The organism is Nonomuraea turcica, assembly GCF_030718205.1.
Taxonomy (GTDB): domain Bacteria; phylum Actinomycetota; class Actinomycetes; order Streptosporangiales; family Streptosporangiaceae; genus Nonomuraea.
In genome coordinates, this window is sequence record NZ_JAUZQF010000004.1 from 299,701 (window position 1) to 325,402 (window position 25,702).

The 25,702-nt window shown below is 68.9% G+C and carries 27 protein-coding genes and 3 tRNA genes; 11 read left to right on the forward strand and 19 right to left on the reverse strand.

The window, feature by feature from the left end:
- Positions 1–260: 260 nt before the first annotated feature.
- On the reverse strand, positions 261–1,229 hold the full coding sequence (locus Q9G87_RS13310) for a thiamine-phosphate kinase (protein WP_305916617.1): 969 nt from the start codon (positions 1,227–1,229) through the stop codon (positions 261–263).
- Positions 1,230–1,276: 47 nt separating this feature from the next.
- On the opposite strand from Q9G87_RS13310, the gene Q9G87_RS13315 reads away from it, so the two are divergent.
- Complete coding sequence (locus Q9G87_RS13315; protein WP_138666743.1) at positions 1,277–1,510, forward strand: Lrp/AsnC family transcriptional regulator; 234 nt, start codon at positions 1,277–1,279, stop codon at positions 1,508–1,510.
- A gap of 16 nt (positions 1,511–1,526) precedes the next feature.
- On the forward strand, positions 1,527–1,958 hold the full coding sequence (locus Q9G87_RS13320) for a DUF3515 domain-containing protein (RefSeq protein WP_305916618.1): 432 nt from the start codon (positions 1,527–1,529) through the stop codon (positions 1,956–1,958).
- Here the strand turns inward: Q9G87_RS13320 and Q9G87_RS13325 are convergent.
- From Q9G87_RS13325 to Q9G87_RS13335, 3 genes are read right to left on the reverse strand one after another with little or no spacing between them, the layout of a single operon-like run.
- Complete coding sequence (locus tag Q9G87_RS13325) at positions 1,941–3,035, reverse strand: D-alanine--D-alanine ligase family protein (protein ID WP_305916619.1); 1,095 nt, start codon at positions 3,033–3,035, stop codon at positions 1,941–1,943. The two genes, Q9G87_RS13320 and Q9G87_RS13325, sit on opposite strands and share 18 nt — an antisense overlap.
- 60 nt (positions 3,036–3,095) lie before the next feature.
- Positions 3,096–4,106: an NAD(P)H-dependent glycerol-3-phosphate dehydrogenase gene (locus Q9G87_RS13330; protein WP_305916620.1), complete on the reverse strand. Its 1,011-nt coding sequence runs from the start codon at positions 4,104–4,106 to the stop codon at positions 3,096–3,098.
- Between the two features lie 4 nt (positions 4,107–4,110).
- Positions 4,111–4,821, reverse strand: coding sequence for a lysophospholipid acyltransferase family protein (locus Q9G87_RS13335; protein WP_305916621.1), 711 nt, complete (start codon positions 4,819–4,821; stop codon positions 4,111–4,113).
- A gap of 295 nt (positions 4,822–5,116) precedes the next feature.
- On the opposite strand from Q9G87_RS13335, the gene cofC reads away from it, so the two are divergent.
- Positions 5,117–5,755, forward strand: a complete 639-nt coding sequence (gene cofC, locus Q9G87_RS13340) for a 2-phospho-L-lactate guanylyltransferase (protein WP_305916622.1) — start codon at positions 5,117–5,119, stop codon at positions 5,753–5,755.
- A gap of 11 nt (positions 5,756–5,766) precedes the next feature.
- Here the strand turns inward: cofC and Q9G87_RS13345 are convergent, their stop codons facing one another.
- The gene (locus Q9G87_RS13345; protein ID WP_305916623.1) at positions 5,767–6,972 is read right to left on the reverse strand and encodes an MFS transporter; all 1,206 of its coding nucleotides are present in this window, start codon (positions 6,970–6,972) and stop codon (positions 5,767–5,769) included.
- Positions 6,973–7,028: 56 nt separating this feature from the next.
- Between Q9G87_RS13345 and Q9G87_RS13350 the strand changes: the two genes are divergently transcribed.
- Positions 7,029–7,235 carry a hypothetical protein gene (locus Q9G87_RS13350; RefSeq protein WP_305916624.1) on the forward strand — a complete coding sequence of 69 codons (207 nt, stop codon included), beginning with the start codon at positions 7,029–7,031 and terminating at the stop codon, positions 7,233–7,235.
- Positions 7,236–7,308: 73 nt separating this feature from the next.
- Here the strand turns inward: Q9G87_RS13350 and Q9G87_RS13355 are convergent, their stop codons facing one another.
- The 4 genes from Q9G87_RS13355 to leuC form a co-directional block, all read right to left on the reverse strand.
- Positions 7,309–7,608 (reverse strand): HU family DNA-binding protein, encoded by a 300-nt coding sequence (locus tag Q9G87_RS13355; RefSeq protein WP_305916625.1) that lies wholly within the window; start codon positions 7,606–7,608, stop codon positions 7,309–7,311.
- 99 nt (positions 7,609–7,707) lie between these two features.
- Positions 7,708–7,935 (reverse strand): SCO5555 family protein, encoded by a 228-nt coding sequence (locus Q9G87_RS13360; protein ID WP_305916626.1) that lies wholly within the window; start codon positions 7,933–7,935, stop codon positions 7,708–7,710.
- Positions 7,914–8,501: a 3-isopropylmalate dehydratase small subunit gene (gene leuD, locus Q9G87_RS13365; protein ID WP_305916627.1), complete on the reverse strand. Its 588-nt coding sequence runs from the start codon at positions 8,499–8,501 to the stop codon at positions 7,914–7,916. Before leuD ends, Q9G87_RS13360 begins: the two co-directional genes overlap by 22 nt.
- A gap of 11 nt (positions 8,502–8,512) precedes the next feature.
- Positions 8,513–9,898 carry a 3-isopropylmalate dehydratase large subunit gene (gene leuC, locus Q9G87_RS13370; RefSeq protein ID WP_305916628.1) on the reverse strand — a complete coding sequence of 462 codons (1,386 nt, stop codon included), beginning with the start codon at positions 9,896–9,898 and terminating at the stop codon, positions 8,513–8,515.
- Between the two features lie 67 nt (positions 9,899–9,965).
- Here leuC and Q9G87_RS13375 point away from each other — a divergent pair, with 67 nt between their 5' ends.
- Entirely contained in the window at positions 9,966–10,682 is a 717-nt protein-coding gene (locus tag Q9G87_RS13375) for an IclR family transcriptional regulator (protein ID WP_043618626.1), read from the forward strand.
- Between the two features lie 58 nt (positions 10,683–10,740).
- Entirely contained in the window at positions 10,741–12,453 is a 1,713-nt protein-coding gene (locus Q9G87_RS13380; protein ID WP_305916629.1) for a hypothetical protein, read from the forward strand.
- Between the two features lie 143 nt (positions 12,454–12,596).
- On the opposite strand, the gene Q9G87_RS13385 is transcribed toward Q9G87_RS13380, so the two are convergent.
- From Q9G87_RS13385 to Q9G87_RS13395, 3 genes are all read right to left on the reverse strand, one after another.
- Positions 12,597–12,669, reverse strand: a tRNA-Glu gene (locus Q9G87_RS13385).
- Between the two features lie 19 nt (positions 12,670–12,688).
- Positions 12,689–12,764 (reverse strand) — tRNA-Glu (locus Q9G87_RS13390).
- Between the two features lie 313 nt (positions 12,765–13,077).
- Positions 13,078–13,149: transfer RNA gene (locus Q9G87_RS13395), tRNA-Gln, on the reverse strand.
- Between the two features lie 164 nt (positions 13,150–13,313).
- Here Q9G87_RS13395 and Q9G87_RS13400 point away from each other — a divergent pair.
- A complete protein-coding gene (locus tag Q9G87_RS13400; RefSeq protein ID WP_305916630.1) occupies positions 13,314–15,284 on the forward strand; it encodes a M3 family metallopeptidase in 1,971 nt (656 codons plus the stop codon).
- On the opposite strand, the gene Q9G87_RS13405 is transcribed toward Q9G87_RS13400, so the two are convergent.
- Genes Q9G87_RS13405 through Q9G87_RS13415 form a run of 3 tightly spaced genes read right to left on the reverse strand, consistent with a single transcriptional unit; the run spans position 15,262 to position 18,274 of the window.
- Entirely contained in the window at positions 15,262–16,095 is an 834-nt protein-coding gene (locus tag Q9G87_RS13405) for an NmrA family NAD(P)-binding protein (RefSeq protein WP_305916631.1), read from the reverse strand. The genes Q9G87_RS13400 and Q9G87_RS13405 overlap by 23 nt on opposite strands.
- Positions 16,096–16,125: 30 nt before the next feature.
- Positions 16,126–17,463, reverse strand: coding sequence for a glutamate--tRNA ligase (gene gltX, locus Q9G87_RS13410; protein WP_371825770.1), 1,338 nt, complete (start codon positions 17,461–17,463; stop codon positions 16,126–16,128).
- 34 nt (positions 17,464–17,497) lie between these two features.
- Positions 17,498–18,274 carry a fumarylacetoacetate hydrolase family protein gene (locus Q9G87_RS13415; RefSeq protein WP_305916633.1) on the reverse strand — a complete coding sequence of 259 codons (777 nt, stop codon included), beginning with the start codon at positions 18,272–18,274 and terminating at the stop codon, positions 17,498–17,500.
- 56 nt (positions 18,275–18,330) lie between these two features.
- Here Q9G87_RS13415 and Q9G87_RS13420 point away from each other — a divergent pair, with 56 nt between their 5' ends.
- Both Q9G87_RS13420 and Q9G87_RS13425 read left to right on the forward strand, forming a co-directional pair.
- A complete protein-coding gene (locus Q9G87_RS13420) occupies positions 18,331–18,594 on the forward strand; it encodes a hypothetical protein (protein WP_371825765.1) in 264 nt (87 codons plus the stop codon).
- A 49-nt stretch (positions 18,595–18,643) separates the two neighbouring features.
- A complete protein-coding gene (locus Q9G87_RS13425) occupies positions 18,644–18,985 on the forward strand; it encodes an antibiotic biosynthesis monooxygenase family protein (RefSeq protein ID WP_305916634.1) in 342 nt (113 codons plus the stop codon).
- Positions 18,986–18,989: 4 nt separating this feature from the next.
- Here Q9G87_RS13425 and Q9G87_RS13430 read toward each other — a convergent pair whose 3' ends face one another.
- On the reverse strand, positions 18,990–19,586 hold the full coding sequence (locus Q9G87_RS13430; RefSeq protein WP_305916635.1) for an HD domain-containing protein: 597 nt from the start codon (positions 19,584–19,586) through the stop codon (positions 18,990–18,992).
- A gap of 152 nt (positions 19,587–19,738) precedes the next feature.
- On the opposite strand from Q9G87_RS13430, the gene Q9G87_RS13435 reads away from it, so the two are divergent.
- Entirely contained in the window at positions 19,739–21,373 is a 1,635-nt protein-coding gene (locus Q9G87_RS13435) for a heparinase II/III domain-containing protein (protein WP_305916636.1), read from the forward strand.
- A gap of 33 nt (positions 21,374–21,406) precedes the next feature.
- Here the strand turns inward: Q9G87_RS13435 and cimA are convergent, their stop codons facing one another.
- Both cimA and Q9G87_RS13445 read right to left on the reverse strand, forming a co-directional pair.
- Entirely contained in the window at positions 21,407–22,981 is a 1,575-nt protein-coding gene (gene cimA / locus Q9G87_RS13440; RefSeq protein ID WP_305916637.1) for a citramalate synthase, read from the reverse strand.
- Positions 22,982–23,165: 184 nt separating this feature from the next.
- Positions 23,166–23,798, reverse strand: coding sequence for a DsbA family protein (locus tag Q9G87_RS13445; protein ID WP_305916813.1), 633 nt, complete (start codon positions 23,796–23,798; stop codon positions 23,166–23,168).
- A gap of 26 nt (positions 23,799–23,824) precedes the next feature.
- On the opposite strand from Q9G87_RS13445, the gene Q9G87_RS13450 reads away from it, so the two are divergent.
- Positions 23,825–24,469, forward strand: a complete 645-nt coding sequence (locus tag Q9G87_RS13450) for an O-methyltransferase (protein WP_305916638.1) — start codon at positions 23,825–23,827, stop codon at positions 24,467–24,469.
- 4 nt (positions 24,470–24,473) lie between these two features.
- Here the strand turns inward: Q9G87_RS13450 and Q9G87_RS13455 are convergent, their stop codons facing one another.
- On the reverse strand, positions 24,474–25,571 hold the full coding sequence (locus tag Q9G87_RS13455; protein WP_305916639.1) for a branched-chain amino acid aminotransferase: 1,098 nt from the start codon (positions 25,569–25,571) through the stop codon (positions 24,474–24,476).
- Between the last annotated feature and the right edge of the window lie 131 nt (positions 25,572–25,702).

Below are 25,702 nucleotides of genomic sequence, written 5' to 3' on the forward strand. Positions count from 1 at the left end.
CTGCCCCGTCACCTCGGGCCGGTCCGGCAGCGACGGCCAACCAGGCGGCTCGTCCTGCTCGTCAGGACCCCAGAATGCGCTGCCGCTCCCCCATTCATCCCCGTCGTCGGATCCACCTGTGCCGTGGCGGCCCATGGCTGCCCTTTCTGCCGGTTACAGTGGCCGCCAATCTTCATAACACCTTTGATACGCCGTTGTCACAGCAATCCCACTAGTCATACCACAAATCGGGCAATTATCACTCAAATCGGGACAGATCGTTACCGAAAGTGATCCCACCCGCCGTGTCCTATCTCACGCCCATTGACCAGGACGCCGTCACCCTCGACCACCCGGCCCACGACATGCCACGACGCCGGCAGCCGTACCCCTTGGGGGAACACGGCCGCAAGCGCGTGATCCTCGCCCCCCGTGAGCACCCACTCCAGCGGATCGACCCCGAGTTCCTTGGCCGCCGCGGCCACCGGCTCCCCGATGGCGAACGCCTGCGGATCCAGCTCCACCCGCACCCCGCTGGCCTTGGCGACGTGGCCGAGGTCCTGCAGCAGCCCGTCGCTGACGTCGAGCATCGCGGTCGCGCCCAGCTCCGCCGCCCGCGGACCCTCCGCGTACGGGGGACACGGCCGCCGATGCGCGGCCACGACCTCCTGGAGCGCGGCGGAGTCCACCGGCGCACCTGCGTCGAGCAGCGCCCACCCGGCGGCGGCGTACCCTAGCCGTCCCGAGACCGCCACAATCTGCCCCGGTGCCGCACCGGCACGGGTGATGGGCGGCCGCCCACCCAGGTCCCCCAGCGCGGTCACCCCGAGGACCACCAGGTCACAGCGGGTGATGTCGCCGCCGGCCACGCTCGCGCCGACCACGGCGCACTCATCGCGGATCCCATCGGTCAGCGCGTCCAGCCACGCCACCGGCAGGTCCGCCGGCATCCCGAGCCCGACCACGATGCACGTGGGCGTCGCCCCCATGGCGGCCACGTCCGCGAGGTTCTGCGCGGCGGCCTTGCGACCCACGTCATAACCACTGGACCAGTCCCGGCGAAAGTGCCTACCCTCGATCAGCAGATCCGTGGACACCGCCACGCGCCCGTCAGGCGCACCGATCACCGCGGCGTCATCACCCGGGCCCAGCATCACTGCCGCGCCCTGGGGCAGACGTCCGGTAATACGATTTATCGCTCCGAATTCGCCGAGATCTCCGACTGTGATGACGCACCTCCTGACGCACACAGGGTACGGTGGCCCTTCGGCGTGATCCAATCGCCTGGGAGGACGTAATGGTGCAGGCCTACATCCTTATTCAGACCGAGGTCGGCAAGGCCGCTGCGGTCGCTCATGAGATTTCCGGGATTCCCGGGGTCACTCAGGCTGAAGACGTGACGGGTCCCTACGACGTGATCGTCCGCGCGGAGGCCCGCAACGTCGACGAACTGGGCAAACTCGTCGTGGCGCAGATTCAGGCGGTGGACGGGATCACGCGTACTCTTACGTGTCCGATCGTTCACATCTGAGGGTAGTAGTCGTCGCATGCGTGCCGCCGCCGTCCTGCTCGTTCTCCTAGCACTCGCCGGTTGCGGCGGCACCGTACAGGTTGAGCCGCCCGCGCCGCAGGGCCAGGCGGCAGCCGCCTGCGACAAGCTGGCGACCCTCCTGCCCCAGACGCTCGATGGGGCGCCGCGCAGCACGTCCACGCCGGAGTCGCCGTACGTGGCCGTCTGGGGCGACGGCGTCATCGCGTTGCGTTGCGGCGTGCCCCGGCCGGCCAGGATGGCGCCCACCGACCAGCTGCAGGAGATCGACGGCGTCGGCTGGTTCCCCGATCCGGAAAAGCCCGCGTTGTTCACCGCCGTGACCGACTCCGCGTATGTGGAGGTCACGGTCGGCGGCGAGCACACCGCGGCCGAGGTGCTCGCTGACCTGTCGAAGCCGGTCGGCCAGATCTCACCGCAGACCCGCTGACCGGGACAGCGCGAGCTGGATGAGCCGATCCACCAGCGCCGGGTAGGGCATCCCCGTCGCGGCCCAGAGCTGAGGCGCCACCGACAGCGACGTGAATCCCGGCATCGTGTTGATCTCGTTGAAGACCAGCTTGCCGTCAGGCGTGTAGAAGAAGTCCACCCGGGCGAGCCCTTCACAGTCGAGCGCCTCGAACGCCCGCACGGCCATGGCCCGCAGCTCCTCGGCCGTCTCCGCCGGGAGGTCGGCGGGCACGGTCAGCGACATCTGGTCGGGGTAATATTTCGCCTCGAAGTCGAAGAACTCCTGCCCGCCCTCGACCTTCACCTCGCCGGGCAGCGACGCGGCCGCGGGCTCGTCACCGAACGACTCCAGCACCGCGCACTCGATCTCACGCCCCTCGATCGCGGCCTCGATGAGTACCTTGGGGTCGTGCTGCCTGGCGAACTCGACGGCCTCCGCCAGCTGCTCCCGGTCGTGCGCCTTGGAGATGCCCTGCGAGGAGCCGGCCCTGGCGGGCTTGACGAACACCGGCCAGCCGAGCTCCTCCGCCTCTTTCAGCACGAGCTCGCGGTTGGTCCGCCAGTCGCGGTCACGCACGACCACGTAAGGGCCGGTCGGCAGCCCTGCCGCGGCCATCACGGTCTTCATGTGGGCCTTGTCCATGCCGACCGCGCTGGCCAGCACGCCGGAGCCGACGTATCGCACCCCGGCCATCTCCAGCAGCCCCTGGATCGTCCCGTCCTCGGCGAACGGCCCGTGCATCACGGGGAACACCACGTCGACCGAGCCGAGCTCCACGGGGATGCTGCCCGGGTCGTACGCCACCAGCGAGGGGCCGCCGGACGGCAGCGCCAGCGCCGCGCCCGAGCTGTCGACGACCGGCAGCTCGCCGCCCTCGATGGCGAAGCGCTGGTCGGAGGCGGCCAGCACCCACCTGCCGTCCTGGGCGATCCCGATCGGGATCACCTCATATTTGCTCCTGTCGATCACATCCAGCACGCTGCCCGCGCCCATCAGGGACACGGCATGCTCGGAATTGCGACCTCCGAAAACGACGGCGACGCGTGGCTTGCTCATGGTGTCCGAATCTACCGGGGTGTCCGCAGGACAGCGAGCCAAGCACGCCGCGAGCACAGATCAGAGGCCATATCGCTCCGGCTTGGGCGATCGCGACATGAGCAGCATCCCCGCCTCTGCAGGGGACATGCCGTCGTGCACGACGCCGACGACGACCTCGGTGATCGGCATCTCCACGTCGTGTTTCCTGGCCAGCGCCAGCACCGACTCGCACGACTTGACGCCCTCGGCGGTCTGCTTGGTGGCGGCGATCACCTCCGCCAGCGTCATGCCCCGGCCCAGGTTTTCGCCGAACGTGCGGTTGCGCGACAGCGGAGAAGTGCAGGTGGCGACCAGGTCACCCATCCCGGCGAGCCCCGAGAACGTGTGCGGGTCGGCCCCCAGCGCGGCGCCCAGGCGGGAGATCTCGGCCAGCCCTCTGGTGATGAGCATGGCGCTGACGTTGTCGCCCATGCCCATGCCCGCGGAGACACCCACGGCCAGCGCGATGACGTTCTTCACCGCGCCGCCGAGCTCGACGCCGACCACGTCGGGGTTGGTGTAGGGGCGAAACCACGGCGGCAGGTGGCAGATCGCCTGCAGCCGTTCGGCCACGGACAGGTCCGTGCAGGCGGCGACCGTCGCGGCGGGCTGGCGCTGGGCGATCTCCAGAGCGAGGTTGGGACCCGAGATCACCGCGACCCGCTCCTCCGGCACCTCGGCGACCTCGCGGATCACCTCGCTCATGCGCTTGGTCGTGCCGAGCTCGATGCCCTTCATCAGGCTGACCAGGACCGCGCCCGGAGGGAGGTGCTCGCGCCAGCGGGCCAGGTTGGGCCGGAGCTGCTGTGACGGCACGGCCAGCACCACGAACTCCGCCCCGTCCAGCGCCCGCGCCGGGTCGGTGGTGGCCCGCAGCGACTCGGGGAGGGGGATGCCGGGCAGGTAGTCCGGATTCGTGTGGGTACGGTCGATCGCCTCGGTCAGCTCCCGCCTGCGGCCCCACAGCGTGACCTCGTTGCCCGCCTCCGCCAGGATCATGGCGAAAGTGGTCCCCCACGAGCCCGTGCCGAACACGGCCACCTTTGTCATGCCATCACCGCCCAGCCGGATCATACGGCGTCTCGGGGCCCTTCTCGCCACGCAGCTCGGCCAGCTGCTCGGTGATCGCCGCCATGATGTCGGCCGTCGCCTCGCGCAGCACGGCGGCCTCCAGCGACTGGCCCGCGTACTTCGACAGATCCACCGGCGGGCCCACCGTCACGCGGAACGTCTTGCGCGGGAACAACCTCGGCTTCTTCTCCCCGTACGGCAGCAGCTCCTGCGCCCCCCAATGGGCCACCGGGATGACCGGGGCGCCGCTCTCCAGCGCCAGCCGGGCCGCGCCCGTCTTGCCCACCATGGGCCACAGGTTGGGATCACGGGTGCAGGTGCCCTCGGGGTAGAACAGGATCGCGCACCCGTCGTCGAGCCGCTGGGCCGAGGCGCGCAGTGACCTGGCGGCCTCGCTGCTGCCGCGATCGACCGGGATGGCCAGCAGGCCCGTCACCGCCTTGCCCAGGAAGGGCACTTTGAACAAGGCCGACTTGGCGAGGATGACCGGCCAGCGCCCGTTGTTGTAGAGGAAGTGGGACAGCAGGACCGGGTCCGTCCAGGAGAGGTGGTTCGTCGCGATGATCACGCCACCGGTGCGGGGGATGCGCTCGCCGTGCCGCCAATCCCGCTTGACCAGGAGCCGGGACAGCGGTTTCACGATGATCACTGCCAGGGTTTCCCAGAAACGCGATGGTCGCGTGGGGCGGCTCATGGTTTCCTCCTCCGGTCTGCGCCCCAAGTCTCCCGGTTGGCCGCGGGGGGCGCGATGCTCAAGCGCTGCGAACCTGTGTGCCCACCTAAGTATTTCCGGCAAATCGGGCGGGCGGGACCGTGGCGGGGCGGCCTCCCACAGGCGTGTCCATCAGCCCCTCGGCCGATCCCGCGTTAGCGTAATCGCCGCAACACCCGCGCAGACAGCGTGGTCAGTTTGTTGAACCAACAGAGCCACGAAGAGATCGTGGCAGAGCCTAAGATTTCGTAGCGACTATGAGAAACGGTTCCACCCTATGAACATCCGATGGTCGCTGGTGATCCCGGTGAAGACGCTGGTCGTGGCGAAGACTCGGCTGGCGGCGGCGACGGGCCAGCATCGCACCGAGTTCGCCGTGGCCGTGGCCAGTGACACCGTCGCGGCGGCGCTCGCCTGCCCGCCGGTGGCACGGGTGATCGTGGTGACGGCCGACCCGGCCGCCGCAGGACCGCTGGCGGCGCTGGGCGCCGACGTGGTGCCCGACCCCGACCGGGGCCTGAACACCGCGCTGCGTACGGGCGCCGCCCACGCCGCACGCGTGGCGTCCGCCGACGCGGTGGGCGCGCTCCAGGCGGACCTGCCCGCCCTGCGGCCGGCCGAGCTGGAGGTGGCGCTGGCGGCGGCGGCCGAGTTCGACCAGTCCTTCGTGCCGGACGCGCTCGACGTCGGCACGACCTTCTACGGGGTACGTCCCGGTGTGGTCTTCTCGCCGCGGTTCGGCGGGGAGTCGCGGGCCAAGCACCTGGCCGGTGGGGCGAAGGAACTGTCCGTGCCGGGCATCGACTCGGTCAGGCGCGACGTGGACACGCCCGACGACCTGCGCGCGGCCGTCGCGCTCGGGCTGGGGCCGCACACGGCCGCCGTGGTCGCCCGGCTGTGGCCCGAGTCGCCCTGAGCCTGAGGCCGTCACCGAGCGGCCGCGCGGGTGATCCCCGGAGCCAGGACGACGGCGAGATACGACAGGGCGACCCCGGCGATGCCCGCGGCGAAGGCCGCGTACCCGCCGAGCCACTCCCCCAGCGCGCCGCCGGCGAGCCCGCCCAGGGGCATCGCGCCCCACATGAGGAAGCGCATGCTGGCGTTGACCCGGCCGAGCAGGCGTTCGGGGGTGATGCGCTGGCGGTGGCTGAGCTGGGCGATGTTGAACACCACGGCGGCGGCGCCGGCCAGGGCCGAGAAGACGGGGAAGGTCAGCAGTCGCCATCCCGGTCCGGTGGCCAGGGCGGGCAGGTAGAGCACCATCGTCGCCAGGGCGGAACCATAGAGGGTCGGGCCGACTCCCCACCTGGCCGCCAGCCGGGCTGCCAGCGGCGCACCGGCCAGGGCGCCGACGGCGGAGGCCGACAGCAGGAGGCCGTAGGCGGTAGAGCCGACGCCCAGCTCCGCAACCAGATACAGCGGAGAGCCGACCGCGCCGGCGCCGAGCGCAAGCCTGGTGAGCGCCCCACCGATGGCGATCCGGCGCAGCACGGGGTCCCGGACGACGAAGGCGATCCCCTCGGCGACCTCCGATCGCCACCCCCGGCCGCGCTCCTCTGCCGGTCCCCGCCTCTCCTCGGCCCGCACCCCGGCGAGCAGGAACCCCGACACGACGTAGCCGAGCGCGTCGGCGAGCAGGGCGAACGGGGCCGTCAGCGCGGTGACCAGCCAGCCGCCCAGCCCAGGCCCCGCCAGCACGGACATCTGCCTGGTGACCTCCAACCGGCCGTTGGCGCGTTCGAGCCTCTCCTTGGGAACGATCGCCGGGAGGAAGCTCATCTGCGCCACATCGAAGAACACCGTGCCCACGCCCAGCACCAGCGCGACGGCATACAGGTGCGGCAACGTGAGCACGCCCAACCAGGCGGCGGCGGGGACGGTCAGCAGCGCGACGCCTCTGGCCAGGTCGGCCCAGACGAGGATCGGACGGCGGCGTGCCCGGTCCACCCAGACGCCGGCCGGCAGCCCGATCACCAGGAACGCCACCATCTGGGCGGCCGACAGCAGGCCCAGCTCGAAGCCTCCGGCGTCCAGCGCGAGCAGGGCGGTCAGAGGCAGTGCGACGACCGTGACCTGCGTGCCCAGTTGGGTGACGCCGTTGGCCCAGGTGAACCGCCGGAAGTCGCCCCGCATACTCGGCGATCCTCGCGTGCTCGCCGGGCCGGGGCAAACGCTTTAGGCTGGTCTGCGTGCAGGCGACGGTACGCACCTTTGACGAGGCCACGCGGTCGGGCACGGTCTTCCTGGACGACGGGACCGTGCTGGAGTTCGGCACGTCGGCCTTCGACGCGGGTCCGCTGCGGCTGCTGCGCTCAGGGCAGCGGGTGAACCTGGCGATGTCGGGCGACGAGATCACCTACATCACGCTCTCGACCTTCCCGGTCCCCAACCCGTAGGTCCCCGGCCGTAGCCGGTCCCGGAAATGCGGACGCCCGGACCGCGGGGTCCGGGCGTGCTGGTCCGCTGGATTTACTTCTTCTTGCCGACTTTCCGCCCGCCCGCGTTCACCAGCTCCTTGAAATCAGAGCCGGGCCGGAACTTCGGCCCCCAGCTCTCCGGAACGTTGATTTCCGCGCCGGTCGACGGGTTCCTCGCCGTGCGGGCGGGCTTGTGCACCATCTCGAACGCGCCGAAGCCCGTGATCGAGACCTTGTCGCCGCTCGCCACGGCCTTCTGGACGGCGTCGATGACCGCGTTCACGGCCTCGGTGGCCGTCTTCCTGTCCCCCACCCGATCCGCGATGGCCTCGACGAGTTCTCGCTTGTTCATGAAAGTCCTGCTCCCCCAGTTATGGCTCGGGGTTCCAGCTCACGAGTTCAACGTAGAAACCCCTTACGCGCTTGAAAGTAGGCGGGATCGCGAAGGAACTCAATCACCGAGCGTGTTTTCGTCATTGCGTGGCGTGTCGAGTGCGCTCAAGAAGGCCTCGAGCCGGACGGACGCCCTTTCCGGGTCACGCTTGGCCAGGTCACAGATGGCGAGATAGCGGCGGGCCAGCCGCTCCTTCTCGCTGGCGGGCAGCATGCGGACGCGGCGGTGCGCCTCGCGCAACCGCCGCGCCAGTTCGTCGTCTTCTAGACGGTCCTCGGCAGCCATGGCTGCCGACCATTCTCGTACCCCGCGACATCCTCGGCATGACGCAGGGTCAGCCCGATGTCATCGAGGCCTTCCATGAGCCGCCAGCGCGTGTAGTCGTCGATCTCGAAAGACACGGCCTCGTCCGCCCAGCGCACCTGGCGTTCGGCCAGGTCAACCGTGATCTCCAGCTTGGGGTCCGCCTCGACGGCCGACTGCAGGGCCTCGACCTTGTCGCCGGGCAGGATGACCGGCAGCAGGCCCATCTTGGTGGAGTTATTGCGGAAGATGTCGCCGAAGCGGGCAGCGATGACGACCCGGAAACCGTACTGCTGCAGCGCCCAGACGGCGTGCTCGCGGGAGGAGCCGGTGCCGAAGTCGGGGCCGGAGACGAGGATCGTGCCGCCCTCGTAGGCGGGGTCGTTCAGGACGAACGTCGGGTCCTCGCGCCAGGCGGCGAACAGGCCCTTCTCGAAGCCGGTGCGGCTGACCTGCTTGAGCCAGACGGCCGGGATGATCTGGTCGGTGTCGACGTTGCTGCGGCGCAGCGGCACCGCCGTACCGGTGTGGGTGGTGAAAGCGTCCATCTGTCTGTTCCTTACAGGTCGGCGGGAGCGGTCAGGCGGCCGGTGACGGCGGTCGCGGCGGCGACCTGCGGCGACACCAGGTGGGTACGGCCACCCTTGCCCTGGCGGCCCTCGAAGTTGCGGTTGGAGGTCGAGGCGCTGCGCTCGCCCGGCTGGAGGGTGTCGGGGTTCATGCCCAGGCACATGGAGCAGCCGGCCTCGCGCCACTCGGCGCCCGCGGCCTTGAATACCTCGTGCAGGCCCTCCTGCTCGGCCTGCAGCTTGACCAGCATCGAGCCGGGCACGATCAGCGTGCGGGTCTTCACCTGACGGCCGCGCAGGATCTCGGCGGCCGAGCGCAGGTCCTCGATGCGGCCGTTGGTGCACGAGCCGACGAACACCGTGTCGACCTCGATCTGGCGCAGCGGCGTGCCGGCGGTCAGGCCCATGTACTCCAGGGCCCGCTCGGCGGCCGAGCGCTCGACGGGGTCGGAGAAGCTCTCCGGCGACGGAACGGACGCGCCCAGCGGCAGGCCCTGGCCGGGGTTGGTGCCCCACGTGACGAAAGGCGTCAGCGTCGAGGCGTCGATCTCCACAACCTTGTCGAACACGGCGTCGGCGTCGGTGCGCAGCGTCTTCCAGTATTCGACAGCCTGGTCCCACGCCTCGCCCTCGGGCGCGTGCGGGCGACCCTTGAGGTAGGCGAACGTGGTCTCGTCCGGCGCGATCATGCCGGCCCGGGCGCCGGCCTCGATCGACATGTTGCAGACCGTCATGCGGCCCTCCATGGAGAGCTTGCGCACGGCCTCACCGCGGTATTCGACGATGTAGCCCTGCCCGCCGCCGGTGCCGATCTGGGCGATGATGGCCAGGATCAGGTCCTTGGCGGTGACGCCGACGGGCAGCTCGCCGGAGACCTCGATGGCCATCGTCTTGGGCCGGTAGGCCGGCAGCGTCTGCGTGGCCAGCACGTGCTCGACCTCGGAGGTCCCGATGCCGAACGCGATGCCGCCGAACGCGCCGTGCGTCGAGGTGTGAGAGTCGCCACACACGATGGTCATGCCCGGCTGGGTCAGGCCGAACTGCGGGCCGATGATGTGCACCACGCCCTGCCCGGCGTCGCCCATCGGATGGAGCCTGATGCCGAACTCGGCGGCGTTCTTGCGCAGGGTCTCGACCTGGGTCTTGGACACCGGGTCGGAGATCGGGCCGAGCACGGTCGGCACGTTGTGGTCCTCGGTGGCGATCGTGAGATCAGGTCGTCGCACCTTCCGGCCGGCGAGACGGAGCCCGTCGAACGCCTGCGGACTGGTCACCTCGTGGATGAGGTGCAGGTCGATGTAGAGCAGGTCAGGTTCGCCCTCGGCACGCCTGACGACGTGTTGCTCCCAGACCTTCTCGGCCAGTGTGCGGCCCATGATCTCTCCTCCTTGAGAACTTCCCTCCGACTTGCTTTCTCATATGTCGAGACTGCAGTATCGGTGTATGGACAACTCTAGCGGAGTCGGAGTACTCGACAAGGCGGTTCTTGTACTCAATGCCCTCGAAGCGGGGCCCGCTTCACTGGCGCAGCTCGTCCAGGCCACCGGCCTGGCCCGCCCCACCGCCCACCGGTTGGCCGTCGCACTTGAGCACCACCGCATTGTGAGCCGTGACACACAGGGCCGATTCGTGCTCGGCCCGCGGCTGTCGGAGTTGTCCACAGCGGCCGGCGAGGACCGGCTGCTGGCGGTGGCCGCACCCGTGCTGATGCAGCTGAGGGATCTGACCGGGGAGAGTGCGCAACTTTACCGCCGCCAGGGCGATGAGCGGGTCTGCGTGGCGGCCGCCGAGCGGGCCAGCGGCCTGCGTGACACGGTTCCCGTGGGCTCGGCGCTGCCCATGACCGCCGGCTCCGCGGCCCAGATACTGCTGGCGTGGGAAGAGCCCGACCGGCTGCACCGCGGCCTGCGCGGCGCCAAGTTCACCGCCGCCACGCTGGCCTCCGTACGCCGCCGCGGGTGGGCCCACAGCGTCGGCGAGCGCGAGCAGGGTGTGGCCAGTGTTTCCGCCCCGATCAGGGGCAGCGGCGGGAAGGTGATCGCCGCGGTCTCCGTCTCCGGCCCCATAGAAAGGCTGACGCGGGCACCTGGACGGCTGCACGCGGTGCCCGTCATGGCCGCCGCCGAACGCATCACGGAGGCCATGCGCCGCACGTCATGATCAGCAAAAGCACGTATTTGGGGAGCCGAGTGCCTCGGGAGCGCACTAGCCTGAGTGCGTGACCGATCGCATCGAGGTAGCCGCCACTGAGCTGCGACCCCTGCTCGAAGAGTTCATCATGTGGGCGCGTGCCAACGCGCCCGACAGCGATCCCGAGCTCGTGGGCCCTGCCGCACTGTGGCACCGTCTCGCCTTCTCGCAGGATCTCGGCACCTGGAAGCGGGCCGACCTGCGCATCCTGCTGCTCGACCGCATACCCAAGGTCGTGGAGGATCCCGACGCCGCCGCCGACGGGATGCTCCCGGCCGTGGACGCGTACCTGACGTTCCTCTCGCAGACCGGCAGGCTGACCAAGGGCTCGGACTCCCTCGCCGATCTGCAGGCCGAGCTCGATGACGTCGAGGACGAGTTCGTCGACCTCATGGAGGAGCTGCTGGAGGACGCCGAGGGCGACGACGAGGAAGACGAGAGCGGTGACCTCGGCGACTTCGAGCCGTTCGCCGACGAGCTCTCCGATCTCGACACGATCAGGCTGCGTCCCGACTCGGAGCTGGCCGCGGCCGCCCGCCAGGCGCCGCTGATCGCCAAGGCCCGCGACCTGGCCGTGTGGGTCGGGTCGGGGCGCCGGGTGGGCCAGGACACGCTCCTGAGCGACGCCGAGGTGGAGGAGGCTCTGAGGGTCGTCGGGTTGCCCAGGCCGGAGACCGACGGCCCGATCTCCGAGGCCGTCCCGCAGCTGTGGAACATCTGGAACCTGGCCGTCGACCTGGAGTTCCTGGAGCCGGGCGACGGCAACACGGTGGGTGTGCAGGACGACACCTCGGAGTGGCCGTTCGACGACGACGAGGACGTCCTCGACGCGTGGATGCTCGGGCTGCACTCGATCGACTACGGCGACCCGGAGCTCGAGGACGAGGATCTCACCATGGCCCTGGCGGGCCTGACTCGCGGCGTGCTGGTCAGGCTGCTGCTGGCGGGCGGCTCGCGCGACCTCGACGAGCTGGCGCAGGAGCTGTCCGAGGCCGCCGCCGAGCTCGACGAGGAGCTGGGCGCCGATGCGTGGGAGGCGGCGGACGACCCGCTGGCGCCCCCGATCGACTGGCTCGTGGGCTACGGCATGGTCGAGGTCCAGGGCCGGACGCTCAGCCTCACGCCCCTCGGCACCGAAGGCGTCGTCCACCTGGTGGACGACTCCGACATCGAGCTGGACGCGCGGCCCGCGATCGAGTCCATGAGCGCCCACGAGCTGCTCGCGCTCAGCGCGGAGCTGCCCGAGGACGAGGCCGACGCGGAGTTCGCGGCCTGGATGCGGCTGCGCGAGCCGGGCAGGGCGGCCGAGGAGCTGCTGGAGGCGGCGGCAGAGGACGAGAGCGACGCGCTGATCAGGGTGCAGGCGGCCAGTGTGGTCGGCACCCTGGGGCAGGATGCGATCCCGGCCTGGCAGGCGGCGCTCAAGCAGCCCTCGCTGCGGCCCTATGCGGCGACCCATTTGAGCCAGCTGGAGATCGAGGGGGCGCCGGAGCCGACGCAGGATGACACGCACTGGCTGATCCTGGACATGTGGACGATCTCGGCCGGGCTCGGGCGGTCGGAGTTCGTGAGCAGCCTGCAGGACATCGGGCCGGACATGCTCAACGACCTGCTCGAGGTGATCTGGAAGATTCCGCACGCGCATGTGGAGGAGCTGCTGGATCTGATCGCCCAGGTGCATCCGGACAAGCAGGTCGCCAAGGCGGCCAGACGCGCCCTCTACAAGGCTCGCTCCGCGTGAGCGCGGCGCTGTTCAGCGCCGCTGCCGGATTCTGAGGCCCCCGCCGTTCGCGGCGGGGGCTTTCGGTTTTGCGTGAGAATCGTCACCTGGCGGGAAAAGCAAAACGCTCCGGGGCCATGGGCACCGGAGCGGAGAAGCAGACGTAGTCCCGACCGGATTCGAACCGGCGCTACCGCCTTGAGAGGGCGGCGTCCTGGGCCACTAGACGACGGGACCTTCGCGGGCTTGTGAAAAGTGGTAGTCCCGACCGGATTCGAACCGGCGCTACCGCCTTGAGAGGGCGGCGTCCTGGGCCACTAGACGACGGGACCCTGTCCACAAGCTCGTGTGCCGGGGACTCCCCCGGCGACGCAGGTAACTCTACCGCACCCCGCAGACCACAACCAAACCGCTTATCCGGCCATCAGATCCGGTCTGTGGCGGCGGATCCGGCTGGTGATGGCGGGCAGCCGTCAGTGGGCGTCTGCCGGGCGAAAGCGGCTCCGTCATGGCGGATGTCGAGAAGGAAGGGTTCGTCGGTGTACGAGAGCGTGAGGGCCGTTCCGGAGGCTCTGGCGTACTTGGCGACGTTCGCGAGGGCGAAATGAAAAAACGGACGTCTCCTTGGGAGACATCCGTTCACTGCTGGGGTACCAGGACTCGAACCTAGACTAACTGAACCAGAATCAGTCGTGCTGCCAATTACACCATACCCCACCGCTGCGAACCCCTAGAGGTGCGCTTGGGCGACGTCCGAAAGAATAGCCCAGCTCGGGGGGTAAGACCAAAACGATTCGCGGACGGACCTTGAGCCGCGCACGGAAGCGGCCGTGACGTGCCAAGCTGAGGGGGACAAAACACCACGTGGAGGAGCCCGAGCGTTGGCCGAGAATCCGTTCTTCGCCCCAAGCACCCTGCCGTATGAGCTGCCGCCCTTCGCCGACATCCGTGAGGAGCACTACCTGCCTGCCTTCCGGCGCGGCATGGCCGAGCAGCTGGCCGAGGTCGAGGCGATCGCGGGCAGCACAGAGCAACCGACCTTCGACAACACGATCGCCGCGCTCGAGCGGTCGGGGCGGATCCTCGACCGCACGGCCACGGTCTTCTTCAGCATCGCCGCGTCCAACACCAGCGACGGCATCATGGAGATCGAGAAGGAGATCTCGCCGGAGCTGACCAGGCACGCCGACGCGATCCACCTCAACCGGGCGCTGTGGGCCCGCATCAAGCAGGTCGCCACGGAGGACCCGGAGGAGGCCTGGCTGCTGGAGAAATACCGCGACGACTTCATCAGGGCCGGCGCCGACCTGTCGGAGTCAGAGCAGGACCGGCTGCGCGGGCTCAACGAGGAGCTGTCGAAGCTCTCCACCACCTTCGCGCAGAGCCTGCTGAAGGCCTCGACGGAGTCGGCGCTGGTGGTCGAGGACCCCAAGGAGCTCGACGGGTTCGACGAGGCCAGGATCGAGTCGCTGCGCAAGGACGACGGCACCTACGTCCTGCCGCTGCTCAACTTCACCGCCCAGCCGGGTTTGGCCCAGCTGACGAACCGCGACGTGCGCCGCAGGCTCTACGAGCTGAGCGTCGGCAGGGCACAGGGCAACTTCGAGGTGGCCGCCACGATGGCGACATTGCGGGCCGAGCGGGCGGCGCTGCTCGGGTTCCCCAGCCATGCCGCGTACTCGGTGGCCGACCAGACGGCCAAGACCGTCGAGGCGGTCGAGGAGATGCTCGGCCAGCTCGTCGGGCCGGCCGTGCGCAACGCCAAGCGGGAGGCCGAGGAGCTGACCGAACAGGCCGGGTTCGAGATCGAGCCGTGGGACTGGCCCTACTACTCGGAGAAGGTGCGCGAGGCGCGCTACGACTTCGACGCCGACACGATGCGGCCCTACTTCGAGCTCAACCGCGTCTACCGGGACGGGGTCTTCTTCGCGGCCGGCAAGCTGTATGGGGTCACCTTCACCGAGCGGCCCGACCTGGGTGGATATCACCCTGACGTGACGGTGTTCGAGGTGTTCGAGGAGGACGGGAGCCGGCTGGGGCTGTTCGTGCTCGACCCGTACGCCAGGTCGACCAAGCGCGGCGGGGCGTGGATGAACAACCTGGTCGACCAGTCTCTCCTGTTCGGGCTGCGGCCCGTGGTGATGAACAACCTCAACGTCACCAAGCCGGCCTCGGGGCCGACGCTGCTGACGTACGACGAGGTGAACACGGCCTTCCACGAGTTCGGGCACGCGCTGCACGGATTGTTCTCCCACGTGCGCTTCCCGCGCGTGTCCGGCACCAGCGTGCCGCGGGACTTCGTCGAATACCCCTCACAGGTCAACGAGATGTGGGTGACCTGGCCGGAGGTCCTGGCCAACTACGCCAAGCACCACGAGACGGGCGAGCCGATGCCGGCCGAGCTGGTGGAGAAGCTGCAGGCGGCCGAGAAGTTCAACCAGGGTTTCAAGACCGTCGAATACCTGGCCGCCACGCTGCTCGACTGGGCCTGGCACAAGCTGGCCCCCGGCGAGACGGTGGCCGACGCGGAGGCGTTCGAGGCGGCGGCGCTGGAGACGGCCCAGATCGCCGTGCCACAGGTCAGGCCTCGCTACCGGACCAACTACTTCGCGCACATCTTCTCCGGCGGCTACAGCGCCGGCTACTACTCCTACATCTGGAGCGAGGTGCTGGATGCGGAGAGCGTGGAGTGGTTCAAGGACAACGGCGGCCTGACCAGGGCGAACGGCGATCACTTCCGCCGTGAGCTGCTCTCTCGCGGCGGAAGCCTCGATCCGCTGACCGCCTTCCGCAACTTCCGGGGGCGGGAGCCGAGCATCGATCCGCTGCTCAAGCGCCGCGGCCTGGACTGAAAACCGCGGCATGTTCGGCGGCCCACTGCGCGAACGTGCGCGGTGGGCGCCCCGTGACCTGCTCGACGGTGGGCGTGATCTGGTAGGCGTCCTCGGGCACGTTGCCGAAGACCTCGATCTGGAACTCGATCATCTCCTCGGGGACGCCCTCGGCCCGGTAACGCTCGCGCATCTCGTCCACCGTGAGCTCGACGAAGGCGATCTCCTTGCCGATCGCCTTCGACAGGGTCGCCACCTTGGCCGGCATGTCGAGCAGCTCAGGGCCGGTGAGGCCGTAGGAGTGGCCCGCGTGCCCGTCCTCCGCCAGCACGGTGGCGATCACGGCGCCGATGTCGGCCTCGTGCACCATCGCGGTCTTCGTCGCGCCGAAGGGCTCCTCGATCACGCCCCTCGTCCGGACGGACTCCGCCCACACGAGGGCGTTCGCCATGAACTCGGTCGGCTGGACGTAGGTCCATGACAGATCGCTCGCGGTCACGGCGGGCTCCAGCGTTCCCTGCGACCAGCCGCTGAGCAGCGTCACCCGGCGCACGCCGGCCTCGGCGATCAGCTGGACGATCTCCTTGCCGTTGGGGAGCGGCGCGTAGCCGGACCCGCCGACGTCGATGAGGTGCACGCCCTCGACGCCCTGGAGCGCGGGGACGAGCGTCTCGGCGCGGCTGAGGTCGCCCTGGACGACCTCCACCTGCTCGGGCAATCGTGCTCGGCCCGGGTCGCGGGTGAGCGCCCTCACCCGCTGCCCCGCGCGTACGAGATGGTCGACGACATGCCTGCCCACGGAGCCCGTCGCTCCGGTCACCAAATAGGTCATGCCGGAGACGGTAGAAACCGTCGCGGCAGACTACGTGCCTGAATGGAGCCGCGTCAGGGCGGCGCGCAGCCGGTCCACGGTCCGCTCGCGGCCGAGCACCTCGATCGACTCGAACAGCGGCAGACCCACCGTGCGGCCGGTGACCGCCACGCGCACCGGGGCCTGGGCCTTGCCGAGCTTGAGCCCGTGGGCGCCGCCGACCTCCTCCAGGGCCTCCTTGAGCGACTCCGGGTCCCAGCTCACGCTCTCCAGCCGCTCGAGGTAGCCGGTGATGATCTCCACCGGGGAGTTTTTCATCGCCTTGTCCCAGGACGCCTGCTCGAAGACCGGCTCCTCGAGGAAGAGGAAGTCGATGTTCTGCCGGATCTCCGACAACACCGCGAGGCGGGTCTGGGCCAGGACCGCGACCTTGCTGAACAGCTCGCGGTCCCAGGACGGGTCGAGGTAGGACGCGCAGCGCTCCTCGAACGTCTCCAGCGGGAGCGCCCGGATGTATTCGCCGTTGAACGCGCGCAGCTTCTTCTCGTCGAAGAACGCGCTGGCGGAGTTGACGTCCTCCAGCCGGAACAGCGGCACCATCTCCGACCACGGCATGATCTCGCGGTCCTCGCCGGGGCCCCAGCCGAGCAGCATCAGGTAGTTGACCATGGCCTCGGCCAGGTAGCCCTCCGCGCGGTAGTCCTCCAGCGCCACCTTGTCGCGGCGCTTGGACAACTTTTTGCGCTGCTCGTTGACGATCACCGGCAGGTGCGCCCAGACCGGCGGCGTCGCGCCCAGCGCGGGCCACAGCAGCATCTGCTTGGCCGCGTTGCCCAGGTGCTCCTCGCCGCGGACGACGTGGGTGATGTTCTGGGTGATGTCGTCGACCGCGTTGGCCAGCACGTAGAGCGGCGAGCCGTCGCTGCGGGCGATGACGAAGTCCTCCTGCGCCTCGTTGGGGAACTCCACGTTGCCGCGGACGAGGTCCGCCACCACCGTCACGCCCTCGTCGGGAGTGCGGAAGCGCACCGCGCCCTCGGTCAGGCCGCGGTCGCGGCAGTAGCCGTCGTAGCCCTTGTGCTCGGAGCCGGTGCGGGCGACGAGCGTGTCGCGCGTGCAGTCGCAGTAGTAGGCCCTGCCGTCGGCCAGCAGCTTCGCCACCGCCTCGCGGTGCTGCGGCTCGTAGGCCGACTGGAAGTAGGGGCCCTCGAACACCGGATTGGAGCCGTTGATGCCGATCCAGTCCAGCGCGGAGATGATGCCCTCAGTCCACTCCGGACGGTTGCGGGACGCGTCGGTGTCCTCGATGCGCAGCACGAAGCGGCCGCCGGACTGCTCGGCCAGCGCCCAGTTGAACAGCGCCGTGCGGGCGCCGCCGACGTGGAACATGCCGGTTGGGGACGGGGCGAAACGCACCCGTAGATCAGTCACGGGAGACCACCTTGTTCGTGAGTGTGCCGATGCCTTCGATGCCGACGCTGACCTCGTCGTCGATCTGGAGCGGGCCGACACCTGCCGGGGTGCCGGTCAGGATGACGTCGCCGGGGATCAGCGTCATGACCGCGCTGACGTAGGCCACCAGCGCGGGGATGTCGTGGATGAGCTGGCTGGTGCGGCCGCTCTGGCGCACCTCGCCGTTGACCGTGGTCGTCAGCGCCAGGTCGCTCGCGTCCAGGTCGGTCTGGATCCACGGCCCGAGCGGGCAGAACGTGTCGAACCCCTTGGCCCGGGTGAACTGCACGTCCTTCTTCTGCAGATCGCGGGCGGTGACGTCGTTGGCACAGGTGTAGCCGAAAATGACGTCCTTGACCCGCTCGACCGGGACCTCGCGGCAGAGCCTGCCGATCACCACGGCCAGCTCGCCTTCGTAGTCGACGCGGTCGGACATCGACGTGGGATAGGCGATGTTCTCGCCGTGACCGATCACCGAGGTGGACGGCTTCATGAAGATGAGCGGCTCCTCGGGCACCTCGTTGCCCATCTCGCGCGCGTGCTCGGCGTAGTTTCTGCCGATGGCGATCACCTTGCTCGGCAGCATCGGAGCCAGCAGCTTCACCTGGCTGAGCGGGAACCGATCGCCGGTGAACTGCACCTGACCGAACGGATGGCCGGCGACCGTGGACACGATCTCCTCGCCCGGACCGCCTTCGACCACGCCGAACGACACGCCTTCGCCTGTGGAGAACCTCGCTATACGCACCCGACAAGGCTATCGCCGCTGCCACAGGGGTCCGCCCACTCGACACCCGACGAGTCATGAGCCGTCCATTTATGCGGCTGGAGTCCGTCGTGCAGAGCATCACCCGGATAGCTGCGGTTAGCTGTCAGGGCATGAACAACGTCCAGTGGACGCCGCTGATCGGCATGGCCATCGGCATCGTTCTCGGGGTGGTCGGCGCCTTCGGCGGCCTCGGCGCGTTCCTGCTCGTGCTCGGGCTCGGCTCGATCGGCTTCGTGGCCGGGCGGGTCGCCGCGACGGGCGAGGTGAACGTGTTGGGCCTGTCCCTGAGGCGCAAATGATCCGCGTTAGCCTGGAGCCCTCAGCTGCGCCGTATGGGAGGGGTTCCCCTTGTCCGTCGTGAAGATCAACGTGCTGACCGTGCCCGCCGACATGCGGGAAGAGCTCGAAAAGCGCTTCTCCAAGCGGGCCGGGATGGTGGAGTCGGCCGACGGGTTCGAGTGGTTCGAGCTGCTCAGGCCCGTGGAGGGCACTGAGCAGTATCTCGTCTACACGCGCTGGCGCAGCGAGGAGGACTTCCAGAAGTGGCAGTCGAGCCAGGCGTTCGCCCGCGGGCATGCCCAGGCCGCCGCCTCCGCCGCCCAGGGTCACGGCCACGGTCAGGGCCCCGCGGCCACGGGCTCCGAGGTGTGGACCTTCGAAGTCGCCGAGACCGCGAGCCCCAAGGCCTAGCGCTCTAGGCGTCCAGCGGGTTGCGCGCGATGCGGTCGAGGACGCCGCCTGCCACGAACCGGCCGGCGATGCTCTCGGGCTTGCGCGCGCCCTGCTCGGAGATGCACACGGCGAACTCCTTGGCGATCTCCAGCCGCGGATAACGCTCCAGCACCTCCCGCCGCACTTCGGCGGGGATCTCGTCGGTACGGCGGCCGGAGATGTCCATGCCGGTGGACAGCTCCAGCAGGTGCCCCTCGGGATCCTCCGCCACCGGCACTTCGTCCCACATGTGCCGGATGATCACCTCGGCCGCGCGTGATCTGCGCTCGGGCGACCAGCCGGCTCCGGCGGCGAAGGCCCAGGCCACGTGCCCGCCCGCCTCCTCAAAGGGCACCGTGTGGCTGTCGAACTCGGCGACCAGTCCGAGGTCGTGCAGCATGGCCGACACGTAGAGCAACTCGGCGTCGAACGCGATGCCGTTGTCCTGCGCGTACGCGGCCGCCCACAGGTAGGCGCGGATCGAGTGGTTGAGCAGCGACGGCGAATGGTAGCGGCCGGCCAGTTCGAGCGCGCCGCGGCAGGCGGGCGTGTCGGGAATCACAAGGTCGTCGAATCTCACGGAAACAAGCATGCCAGTGAGGCATCGCGCGGTTAACGAATCGGGCACGTAGCTTGACCAGTTGATCGTAATCCGGACAGCATGTTCCGCCGTCCTTATTTACTCGGGAGCTCCGCTCCCTTATCCATCTTTTTGTCCCGAAAGGAACTGGCGTGCGCCGGCTCGCGATACCTCTTGCCCTCATGCTCGCCCTCGGCGGGCTCGTGAGCCCTGCACAAGCCGACGACAAGGTGACGCGTACCGCGCAGTGCCAGGGCGACTGGTTACCCGGCACGCCGACGGCCGACGACGTCATGCGGGGCGAGCTCTCGCTCGTGGGCCTGCCCGCCTACAAGCTCGGCAAGAAGATCAACTGGGACGCGAGCCCGTACAGGAACCGCTCCTGGGAGTTCGTCTTCCAGTCGCTGCGCTGGATGGGCACGCTGGTCGTCGAGTACGAGAACACCGGCGAGCGCGGTTACCTCGACCGCGCCGAGGAGATCGCCAAGGACTGGGTGGCCAACAACAAGTACGGCGCCCGCGGCACCCAGCCGTACGTGTGGAAAGACCACCCGGTCTCCCTGCGCACCCAGCCGCTGCTGTGCCTGAGCATGCACGTCAAGGAGGGCTGGCTGAAGGACAGCCTGGCCATGCACGCCAAGCTCCTGTCGGACTCGCGCCTGTACAAGAAGGGCCATAACCACGGCATCGACCAGGACATCGCGCTCATGGGCATCGGCTGCAGATACGGCCGCAAGGACTGGGCGGACCTGGCCTCCAGGCGCCTGACGGGCACGGTGGCGATCGACGTGGACGCGCAGGGCGCGCTGATGGAGCAGGCGCCGCGGTACGCGGTCTACGTCTACAGCCGGCTCCAGTTCGCGATGACCGTCATGAAGTCCTGCGACCGCAAGGTGCCCGGCACGATCGCCTCGCGGACCGAGGCGCTGAAGGACTTCATCGCCCACGCGACCATGCCGAACGGCTACATGGCGCCCCTCGGGGACGGCAGCGCCGAGACCGAGCCGAAGATGGAGACCGGCACGCCGAAGCAGGAGGTCAAGGCGTACCGGGCGGGTTACGTGTTCGGCCGGACCGCCTGGGGCAAGCCCGACTCCGCGTACTACTCGATCAGGTTCGGGCCCGGCCTGAAGTTCCACGGGCACGAGGATCACCTGGGCGTCACGTACTACGCGCAGGGCCGCGACATCCTCGTCGACGGCGGCTTCCACTCCTACGAGAAGAGCTCCTACCGCTACTGGACGATGTCGCCCGAGGCGCACAACGTCCCCACCGTGGTCGGAGCCCGCTTCAGGCCGCGCACGTCCTCCAAGCTCACGGAGTCGAAGTACGGCTCGGACCGGCAGTCCTTCCGGCTGACCGACCAGGCTTACGGGGTGAGCCGGACCCGCTCCGTGCTGGTGAACCACGGCGAGGACGTGATGGCCGTGCTGGACACGGCCTCCGGCGGCAAGAAGGTCAGAAACGTGTGGCGCTTCGACCCCTCGCTGAAGGTGGTCTCCAACGGCGGCGGCAAGGTGGTGCTGGAGGACGGCAAGTTCAAGGTCACGCTGCTGCAGTTCTCCGCCTCCTGCGACCGGGTCGGCGGGCAGAAGGTGGAGCGCGGCGGCAGGCTCGGCTGGGTGTCGCCGACCTACCTGTCGAAGAAGCCGACCAACGTGGTCGTGTCCCCGGCGGCCGAGTCCCTGCTGACGGTGATCGTGCCCGGCGCCGAGTCGCCCAAGGTGTCGTGCTCGGGCGGGAAGGTCACGGTCGACGGCGTGTCATTCCCTGCCGACCTGTTCTAGCGGCGGCCGGCACGCCGGCCGCCTGCAGGGCTCTCAGCAGTCGCGGCCGGCACGCAGCAGGCCGTACGTGACCGCCTGCTCCAGTGCTTGCCAGGAGGCGTCGATGATGTTCTCGGCGACGCCGACGGTGGCCCATTCGCCCGTGTCGTCGCTGGAGGTGATCAGGACGCGGGTGATGGCGTCGGTGCCGTGCGTGTCCTCCAGTATGCGGACCTTGAAGTCGACCAGCTCCAGCTTGGCCAGCTCGGGGTAGAGCTGCTCCAGCGCCAGGCGGACGGCCTTGTCCAGGGCGTTGACGGGGCCGTTGCCCTCGCCGGTGGCCACGATGCGCTCGCCCTTGGCGTGCACCTTGACGGTGGCCTCACTGACCAGCTCGCCGCCCTTGGTCCGCTCGACGATGACCCGCCAGGACTCCACGTCGAAGTGGCGCTTGCGCTCCCCGGCCACGGTGTCACGCAGCAGCAGCTCGAAGGAGGCGTCCGCGGCCTCGAACGTGAAGCCCTTGGACTCCAGGTCCTTGACCCGCTCGACCAGCGTCTTGGTGTGCTCGGGCGTCAGCTCGTAGCCCAGCTCACGGCCCTTGAGCTCGACCGAGGCGCGGCCTGCCATGTCGGAGACCAGCATGCGCATGTCGTTGCCGACGGCGGCCGGGTCGATGTGCTGGTAGAGGTTGGGGTCGACCTTGATCGCGCTGGCGTGCAGGCCGGCCTTGTGGGCGAAGGCGGACATGCCGACGTAGGGCGCGTGGGAGTTGGGGGTGACGTTGGTGACCTCGGTGATGGCGTGCGCGATGCGGGTCATGTCGGCCAGCGCGGCCGCCGGCACCAGGTCGAATCCCCTCTTGAGCTGCAGGTTGGCGACGACGGTGAAGAGGTTGGCGTTGCCGGAGCGCTCGCCGTAGCCGTTGGCGCAGCCCTGGACGTGGGTGGCGCCCGCCTTGACGGCGGCCAGCGTGTTGGCGACCGCGCAGCCGGTGTCGTCGTGGCAGTGGATGCCGACGCGGGCGCCGGCCTGAACGGCCTCGTTGACGATGTCGGCCAGCTCGTCGGGGAGCATGCCGCCATTGGTGTCACACAGGGCGATGACGTCGGCTCCGGCCTCGGCGGCGGTCCTGAGGACCTCCAGCGCGTAGGCTGGATTGGACTTGTAGCCGTCGAAGAAGTGCTCGGCGTCGAGGAAGACCCGCTGTCCCCCCGCACGAAGGTGAGAGACCGTGTCGCGGATCATCGCGAGGTTCTCCTGGAGAGTCGTGCGGAGGGCCAGCTCCACGTGCCGGTCGTGACTCTTGGCGACAAGGGTCACGACCGGCGCGCCGGATTCGCGCAAAGCGGCCACCAAAGGGTCGTCGGCTGCCTTCACACCGGCCCGGCGGGTCGCGCCGAACGCGGCGAGTTGCGCATGCTTCAGGTCGAGCTCTGTTTGAGCGCGCCTGAAGAACTCGGTGTCCTTGGGGTTGGCGCCGGGCCAGCCCCCCTCAATGAAGCCGACGCCCAGCCCGTCCAGGTGACGCGCGACGGCGAGCTTGTCGGCGACGGTCAGGTTGAGCCCCTCCTGCTGCGCGCCGTCTCGCAGGGTCGTGTCGTATACGTGGAAGCGGTCGTCGGCCATGAGCCTCTCTTTTCGTGAAAACAAAAAGACCCCTCACGGACGTGAGAGGTCTGCGCGCTGGCGTTGTCCCTGTGTCAGCCAGCGCGCCTGTCAATAATGAGCAGACCGTAGAACATGGTGTCACCCAGTGTGCCATAGCGATTCACCACTTGGCACACCGGTCTCACCTTGTGGGATCTCCGAGTCACACCTCTACGCCCATGCCCCCGGTGATGGCCTTTTCGAGCGCGGTGGCGTCGAACGCCTCGTTGCCCAGCAGCTGCCCGTCCAGGACCAGGGTCGGCGTGCCCTCCAGCCGGATCGTGGCGGTCTGCTCCAGGTGCGCCTTCGCGTACGACTGCGACGTCACGCACTCGTCGACCGCCGCGCCTGCCTTCCTGGCCGCCTTGACCAGCTCCTCGACGGTGAACCCTGACGCCTCGCCGTGCGGCGCGGGCTGGATGGCGTACAGCTCGTCGCGGAAGGCCAGCCAGTTCGCCTCGGGAACGCAGCGGGCGGCCGCGGCGGCGCGGACGGAGTTGGAGCGCATGGGCTCGTCCTGGAAGATCGTCACCGGGTGGAAGACGACCTTGACTTTGCCCTCGCGCGCCAGCCGCTGGATCGTGGCGTCGACCTTGGCATGCATGTCCTTGCACACCGGGCAGTCGTAGTCCTCGTACACGTCCAGCACAGGGGCGTCGCTCGACCTGTCCGCCAGCACCATGGAGCCGTCCGCCTGCCTGCTCAGCTGTACGCCATCGGACGACGTGCCCGGCTGAGCGAACCACAACACGGACAGAACCACGCAGGCCAGCACGACCGCCGCAAACCGCTTCATCACTTGCGAGACCCTATCGTGGCCTTATGAAGGCAGACCTCATCACTCCCGCCGTCGCACGGTATGTCCTTGAGCACTCCACCAAGCCCGATCCCCTGCTGGAGGAGCTGGCCAAGGAGACCATCGAGGTCACGGGCGGCTCCGCGGTCATGCAGATCTCCCCTGACCAGGGCCTTTTCCTCACGATGATCACCCAGCTGATGGCTCCTGACGTGGCCGTGGAGGTGGGGACGTTCACCGGCTATTCGTCCCTGTGCATCGCCCGTGGGCTGTCGGGCGGCCGGCTGCACTGCTTCGACGTGAGCGAGAAGTGGACGTCGATCGCGCGCCGCTACTGGGCGGAGGGCGGCGTGGCCGACCGGGTGACGCTCACACTGGGGCCGGCCATGGAGACGCTGGCCGCCTTCGACCAGACCGTCGACCTCGCCTTCCTGGACGCCGACAAGGGCAACTACCCCGGCTACTACGAGTTGCTGATCGAGCGCATGCGGCCCGGCGGGCTGCTGATCGCGGACAACACGCTGCGCGGCGGGCACGTGGCCGATCCCGCCCACGACGAGGTCACGACCGTGGAGATCCGGGAGTTCAACGACCTGGTGATCGAGGACCCCCGGGTCACCGTGCTCGTGCTGCCGGTCGCGGACGGGATGACGCTGATCAGAAAGAAGTGACGTACTAACCGATCTTGTGGACCCAGTTGTGGGCGTCGGGGCGGGCGCCGTACTGGATGCCGACCAGCTCCTCGCGCACCCGCATCGTCACCGGCCCGGGGGTGCCGTCGGCGACGGTCCAGGCGCGGTCGGCGCCCTTCACCGAGCCCACGGGGGTGACCACGGCCGCCGTCCCGCAGGCGAAGACCTCCGTCAGCTCGCCGGACGCGCAGCCGGACTGCCATTCCTCGACCGAGATGAGCCGCTCCTCGGTCTCCAGGCCGAGGTCACCGGCCAGTTCCAGGATGGAGTCCCTGGTGATGCCGGGCAGCAGGGTGCCGGTCAGCGCGGGGGTGACGAGCTTGTTGCCGAAGACGAAGAACAGGTTCATGCCGCCCATTTCCTCGACGTACTGGTGCGCGCCGGCGTCCAGCCACACCACCTGGTCGCAGCCGTTCGCCACCGCCTGCCGCTGGGCGACGAACGCCGCCGCGTAGTTGCCGCCGCACTTGGCGAAACCGGTGCCGCCGGGCGCCGCGCGGGTGTATTCGGTGGACAGCCAGACCGAGACGGGCTTGATGCCGCCCGTGAAGTAGGAGGCCGCCGGCGAGGCGATCGCCATGTACTTGTACGTCTTCGACGGATAGTTGACCCCGAGTCCCGCCTGCGTGGCGATCATGAAGGGCCGCAGGTAGAGGCTGTGCCCCTCGGTGGTGGGCACCCACTCCTTGTCGGTCTCGACGAGCAGCTCGAGCGACTCGACGAACGTCTCCTCGGGCAGCGCGGGCATGGCCATGCGGGCGGCCGAGCGGTTGAACCTGGAGGCGTTCGCGTATGGGCGGAACATCACGATCGAGCCGGTGACCTGGCGATAGGCCTTCAGCCCCTCGAACAGCTCCTGCGCGTAGTGGAAGACCGAGGTGGCCGGGTCGAGAGAGAGCGGTCCGTACGGCATGAGCCTGGCGTCGTGCCAGCCCTGGCCCTCGGTGTAGTCGATCGAGACCATGTGATCGGTGAAGGTCTGCCCGAATCCCGGGTCCGCCAGCACCTGCTCGCGCTCTGCCGCGGTGCGAGCGTGGTCGGATAGCTGCACGTCGAAGCTGAGCTTCTGAGCGATGGTCATGACGACGGTCCTTCTCTCTGCGAATCTGCGAAATCTACCGAATCCTGCGGACCTACGGATCCGCGAGGGCGATGGCAGCACTGCCCGAGGGCAGCTCGTACTTCCTATTGTCTCGCCATATGGGATGGCAA